Here is a 5,916-nt window from a genome sequence, read left to right as displayed (position 1 = left end):
GCACGCCGAGGTCGCCCTCGCGCCAGCGCCGGGCCGCGGCCAGCAGCGCCTGCGTGGGCGCGGTGATGAAGCGGCGCGCGACCAGCAGGGTCAGCAGCGTGGCGAGCAGCGCGACCGCCAGCAGCAGCGCCGCGCCGCGCACCAGCGCCCGCTGCGGGTCGCCCAGCATCTCGGCCTCGTTGAAGCCCACCGCGGTGGCGAGGTAGAGGTTGGCCGGCGTCGGCGGAGTGTAGCCCACCAGCCGGTCGGTGCCGTCCATGCTGCGCAGCCGCAGCATGCCCGCTTCCGTGGCCGTGAGCATCGGCAGCGCGGCGGGTGGGAAGCGCTGGCCGACGAACTCGGCGTGCCGGACGTCGCGGCCGAGCACCACGCCATCGGCGTCGGCCACCGTGAGCACGCCGCCTTGCATGAAGGGCAGGCCTTCGTGCTTGATCCGTTGCAGGTGCTCGCCGAGCCAGGCGAGGTCGAGCCCTGCCACCAGCGTGCCGGGTTCGCCATCGAGGGCACCGACAGTGCCGTAGAACGGCAGGAAGGGGCCGGGCAGGCTGGCGGAGCGGGCGAAGCGGCCCGCGGAGAAGCCCTGGGCGTCCTGCGCGGCGCGCAGCCAGGGCTCCGCGGGATCGGCCCGGAGCAGCGCCGCCTCGGACGCGCAGCGCATGGAGCCGTCGGGTTCCACCAGCGCGATGAAGGCGAAGCCCTGGGCATGCTCGCGCAGGCGTATCAGGCGGTTGCTGCAGCCTTCGCCGCGGATGCGCACCTGGCGGAACTCCGCGGCGGCGCCCAGCAAGATGCGCGCGCCCTCCGCGATGGTCTCGACGTTCCCCGCCAGGAGATGGGCCTGCTGCGTCGCCAGCGAGCCGAGCCGTGCCTTGCGGTCCGACCACTGCGCCCAGGTGGAGCCGAGTTGCAGCACCACGAGCGGCAGCAGGCAGGTGCCGATCAGCAGCAGCAGGCGCGTGGGCAGCCGCATGCCGTGCAGCGCCGAGCGCAGGCGGCGATGCAGCGGCAGGCGGTGCCGGGATGCGAACGACATGCTGGCGCGCACTCCTGCCCCGCGTTCCTCAAGAGCGTGCCGCAGGATCCGGCACGGCGAAGGCGAGCCCAGCCCGGGGCGACTCACCGTTCGGTGAAGTCACGCGTAGCGGAGCAATGAAGGGTGCGTCACTGCAATCGTATACAACAAATCGTGAGCATAAGCGGGCTGGAGAGGAAACGATCCGTGCTCGTGTCTCAGTCCACCCGCGCACCGGACATCTGCACCAGACGCTGCCAGCGCGGCGTCTCGTCGCGGATCAGCTGCGCGGCCGCGGCGGGGCTGGCGCTGGTCACGGCGTCATAGCCCAGCGGACGCAGCGCCTCCCGGAAGGCTGCCGCCTCGGCCACCTGCCGGATCGCGGCCCCGAGGCGCGCCACCTCGCTCTCCGGCGTCGCGGCGGGCACCAGGATCATGTTCCAGCTGCGGATGTCGATGTCCTGCAGCCCCGGTGTCTCGGCGAAGGCCGGCACCCGGGGCAGCAGCGCGAGCCGCGTGCCGGAGGACGTGCCGAGGATGCGCACCCGCCCGGCCTCGGCCTGCGGGATCAGGGCGGAGGGCAGGTCGGCCGAGCCCTCGATGGTGCCGGCGATCAGGTCGGTCGCGGCTTGCGCGCCGCCGCGATAGGGCACCAGCGTGAACTCGGTGCGCGCGGCCGTGACCAGCGCGGACATCGCCAGGTGGCTGACCGTCGCCGCGCCGGCATGCGCCACGCGGAAGGCGCCGGGATTGGCGCGCGCCCAGGCGAGCACGGCGGCCAGGTCGGTCCAGCCGCGCTGCTGCGCGACCTGCGCGTTGACGGCGAGCAGCACGGCGCTGTCGGTGATCTGCGTCACAGCGCGGAAGTCGCGCGCCACGTCGAAGGGCATGGATTGCTGCAGGAAGGGCGCGGCGCAGAGCGTCGCGGCGCCGATGATGCCGAGCGTGGTGCCGTCCGGCGGTGCCTTGGCGACCGCATCCGCGCCGATCAGCCCGCCGCCGCCGCTGCGGTTGTCCACGATGACCTGCTGGTCCAGCACCGGGGCGAGACGGTCGGCCAGCACCCGGCCCAGGCTGTCCACCGCGCCGCCCGGCGGGAAGGGCACGACGATGCGCAGCGGCCGGCGCGGCTGGGCCAGCGCCGGCGTGGCGAGCGTGGCGAGCAGCAGCGTGCGGCGGAGCAGGCGAGGGGACATGCGGCTTCTCCCGGTTCGTGCCCGGGAGCGTAGGGACACTCGGCTCAGCCCTGCAACGGGAACGCGGCGCGCGCCGAGATGGAGGCGGGTATGGCGCCGCGCCGCGCGGCTTCCCGCCACACGCGCCCGATCGCCGCGCGGCCGCGGCGCGTCACCGCCGCGGCGTCGGCCGTCATCACCTTGCCGTCGCGCAGCAGCACGCGCCCTTCCACCATCGACAGCACCAGGTCGGCCGCGCTGCCGTTGGTGAGCAGCGCCTTCAGCGGATCCCAGACCGGCTGGTAGCGTGAGGACCCGAGGTCGAACATCACGAGGTCCGCGCGCTGCCCCGGCTGGATCAGCCCGAGGTCGTCGCGGCCCAGCGCGAGCGCCGCGTCGCGCGTCGCGGCGCGCAGGATGCGCGGGGCAGCCAGGCCGTGCGGCGTGTTCGACTGCACCTTGGCGAAGATCGAGGCGGTGCGGATCTCCTGCAGCATGTCGAGCGTGACGCCGTCCGTGCCGATGCCGAGCCGCAGCCCCGCCGCTTCCATCCGCGCGAGCGGCACGAAGCGGCCGGAGCGGGCGAAGGCCAGCGGGCAGGAGGCGAGCGCCGCGCCTTCGCGCGCGATGGTCGCGAATTCGTCGTCGGTGGCGAACATGCCATGCGCCAGCACCACGCCCGGGCGCAGCAGGTTCAGGTCGCGCAGGTGGTCGATGGAGCCCTTGCCATGCTGCTCCTTCACCCGCGCGATCTCGATGAGGTTCTGCGCGGCGTGGATGGAGACGACGGTCTGCCGTTCCCGCGCCGCGGCGTCGATGCGGCGCAGCAGGTCGGGCGTGTTGGAATCCGGGCCGTGCGGGCCGAAGCCGACGCGGGTGACGCCCTTCGGTCCCTCGTCGAAGCGGTCGAACAGCGCCAGCGTCGCCTCGAAGCCCGTGTCCTGCGTGGGCGTGTAGGTGGCCTTGCCCTCGGCCGTCATGCCCACCGTCTCGGAGAAGGTGTAGGGGCAGGACCAGCTGCGCAGGCCCAGGCGCTTCGCGCGCTCGATGAAAGGCCATTGGGCGACGCGGTAGACGTCGAGCAGGCCGGTCATGCCGCTGCGCAGCCCTTCCAGCAGCGCCATCTCGGCCGCGTCGCCGATCTCCTCCTCCGTCATCACGGCGGCGGCGACGTCGCCGAGCGGCATGAGCAGGGAGAAGACGATGTGGCCGGGGATGTCGCCCGGCGCGATGTCGTCGGCCAGGCCGCGGAACAGCGGCGCGGAGAGCGCGTGGTTGTGCAGGTTGACCAGGCCGGGCAGCAGCAGCGCGTCCGGCGCCACGATGCGCTCCGCGTCCAGGGTGGGGCGTTCGCGCAGGACGTCGGCGACCATGCCGTCGCGGATGACGACATGGACGCCGCTGCGGAGGCCGTTCTCCGCATCCCAGGCCCAGCCGGGCTCGATCACGATCGTCATGGCAGTGTGTCCCGGAAATGGCCGATCAGCACGGAGAGCGTCAGCACCGACAGCGCCGTGGTCAGCACCACCGCGCTGCCGGACCGGTCGGCGCCCGTCTCGTAGCGGCGCGCGAGGATGAAGGCGTTGGCGCCGGTGGGCAGCGCGGCCATGGTCACTGCGACCGCGCGCTCGGCCGGTGTCAGGGGCAGCAGCAGCGCGACGGCGAAGACCACGGCGGGCAGCAGCAGCAGCTTGATCGCGGCGATCAGCGCCGTCTCCTTCCACAGCGCGGCGGCGGAGAGGCCGAAGAGCGACCCGCCCAGGCAGAACAGCGCGACCGGCGGGGAGGCAGCGCCGAGCAGGTCCAGCGTGCGGCGCAGCACGTCAGGCACCGGCAGGCCGAACAGGTTCCACAGCATCGCCAGCACGACGGAGATCAGCACGGGGTTGCGCCCCACGCCCGCCACCGTCGCGCGCAGCACGCGCCCCCAGGGCGCGGCGGCGGCCAGCCCGATCTCCGCGACGATGGTGGCCAGCCCCAGCAGCACGATCGTCTGCACGCCGACGATGGCGAGCATCGGCGGCACGCCGGCCGGGCCGTAGGCGGCGATGATGACGGGGATGCCCATCATCACGGAGTTGCCGAAGACGCAGGCCAGGGCGAAGAGGCCGGCTTCCGCCAGCGACATGCGCAGCAGGCGCCGGCCGAGCAGCAGCGACGCGGCATAGACCAGCAGCGAGCCGGCCATGATCGCGACGGCGGCACCCGCGCCGCCCTCGCTGGGCCGCGTGCCGCCGGAGAACAGCAGCGCCGGCGCGGCAAGGGCGAAGACGAACAGCGCGAGGGCGCGGAATGCCGCCTCGTCCACGAAGCGCCAGCGCGCCGCACCGTAGCCGAGGGCGATCAGCGCGAAGACCGGCGCAACGACCTCCAGGATCGTGGACATGCGATGTCAGGCGCGGCGGAGGAGGTGGCGCGGCCCCCACCCAACCCTCCCCCGCAGGCGGGGGAGGGCCGCCATCTCCCTCCCCCGCCTGCGGGGGAGGGCCGGTATGGGGGCGGCACGGCGCATCAGGTCTTCAACAACCCCTCCACGAACTCCGCCAGCCAGGGCTGCCGCGCCCGTGTGCTGCGCGCGGCGTGCAGGATGGCGCGGACCTCGGCGACGGTGCGGTCGAAGTCGCGGTTCACCACCACGTGGTCGAAGTCCGACCAGTGCGCGATTTCCGCCCGCGCGACATCCAGGCGGCGCGCGATCTCCGCCTCGCTCTCCTGCGCGCGGCCGCGCAGGCGGCGTTCCAGCTCCGCGATGGAGGGCGGCAGCAGGTGCACGCCGACGACGTCGCCGGGCAGCCTGTCGCGCAGCTGCCGGTGGCCCTGCCACTCGATGTCGAACAGCACGTCCCGGCCCGCTTCCAGCGCCGCCTCCACCGGCCCGCGCGGCGTGCCGTAGGAACGGTCCAGGAAGCGGGCGTATTCCAGCAGCTCGCCGCGCTCCACCATCGCGTCGAACTCGGCCTGGCTGCGGAAGAAGTAGTGCACGCCGTCCAACTCGCCCGGGCGGCGCGCGCGCGTGGTGGCGCTGATCGACAGCGACAGGTCGGGCTCCATCTCCAGCAGCGCGCGGGAGACGCTGGTCTTGCCGACGCCGGGCGCGGAGGCGAGGACGAGGCAGACGCCGCGGCGCGTCATCGCGTCACTCACTCCACATTCGCCGCCTGCTCGCGCAGGCGCTCGATCGCGGCCTTCAGCTCCAGCCCGAGCCGCGTCAGCCCGACGCTGGCGGATTTCGAGCACAGCGTGTTCGCCTCCCGCACGAATTCCTGGGTGAGGAACTCCAGCTTGCGGCCGATGGCGTCGCCGCCGGACACCAGCCGCCGCGCCTCCGCGACATGGGCAGCGAGCCGGTCCAGCTCCTCCCGCACGTCGGACCGCTGCGCCAGCATCGCGACCTCCTGCGCCAGCCGTTCCTCGCTGACGCGGGCGCGCACATCGCCTTCGCCGAGCAGCCGGGACAGGTTCTCCATCAGGCGCTGGCGCTGCGCCTCGGGCTGGTTCGCCGCCTCGCCGGCCGCGGCTTCGCGCAGGGTCGCGATCTCGTCGAGCAGCGCGCCGAGGATCTTCTCCAGTTGCGCCCCCTCCCGCGCGCGGGAGGCGGCGAGGCCGGCCAGCGCGGCGTCGAAGGCGGCGGCGAGCATGGCGCGCTTCGCCTCCTCCGCCGCCTCGTCCGGCTCGGCCTGCTCGGCCCGCAGCACGCCGGGCAGGGCGAGGATCGCCTCGGCCCGCGGC

The 5,916-nt window shown here is 73.8% G+C and carries 6 protein-coding genes; all 6 read right to left on the bottom strand.

The window, feature by feature from the left end:
- A partial coding sequence (locus OZN99_RS23465; RefSeq protein WP_270937679.1) for a cache domain-containing protein occupies positions 1-1,033 on the bottom strand: 1,033 nt, incomplete at its 3' end.
- A gap of 197 nt (positions 1,034-1,230) precedes the next feature.
- Positions 1,231-2,208 (bottom strand): Bug family tripartite tricarboxylate transporter substrate binding protein, encoded by a 978-nt coding sequence (locus tag OZN99_RS23460; protein ID WP_270937678.1) that lies wholly within the window; start codon positions 2,206-2,208, stop codon positions 1,231-1,233.
- Between the two features lie 44 nt (positions 2,209-2,252).
- The gene (locus OZN99_RS23455; RefSeq protein WP_270937677.1) at positions 2,253-3,644 is read right to left on the bottom strand and encodes an amidohydrolase family protein; all 1,392 of its coding nucleotides are present in this window, start codon (positions 3,642-3,644) and stop codon (positions 2,253-2,255) included.
- Positions 3,641-4,573 (bottom strand): AEC family transporter, encoded by a 933-nt coding sequence (locus OZN99_RS23450; RefSeq protein ID WP_270937676.1) that lies wholly within the window; start codon positions 4,571-4,573, stop codon positions 3,641-3,643. The genes OZN99_RS23455 and OZN99_RS23450 overlap by 4 nt, the downstream gene beginning before the upstream one ends.
- 125 nt (positions 4,574-4,698) lie before the next feature.
- Positions 4,699-5,319, bottom strand: a complete 621-nt coding sequence (gene gmk, locus OZN99_RS23445) for a guanylate kinase (RefSeq protein ID WP_270937675.1) — start codon at positions 5,317-5,319, stop codon at positions 4,699-4,701.
- 8 nt (positions 5,320-5,327) lie between these two features.
- Positions 5,328-5,916 (bottom strand): endoribonuclease YicC domain-containing protein (locus tag OZN99_RS23440; RefSeq protein WP_270937674.1); only part of this gene is annotated, 589 nt, incomplete at its 5' end.

The organism is Falsiroseomonas oryzae (genome assembly GCF_027856955.1).
GTDB classification, from domain to species: domain Bacteria; phylum Pseudomonadota; class Alphaproteobacteria; order Acetobacterales; family Acetobacteraceae; genus Falsiroseomonas; species Falsiroseomonas oryzae.
This window is presented reverse-complemented; position numbering and strand designations above follow the sequence as displayed.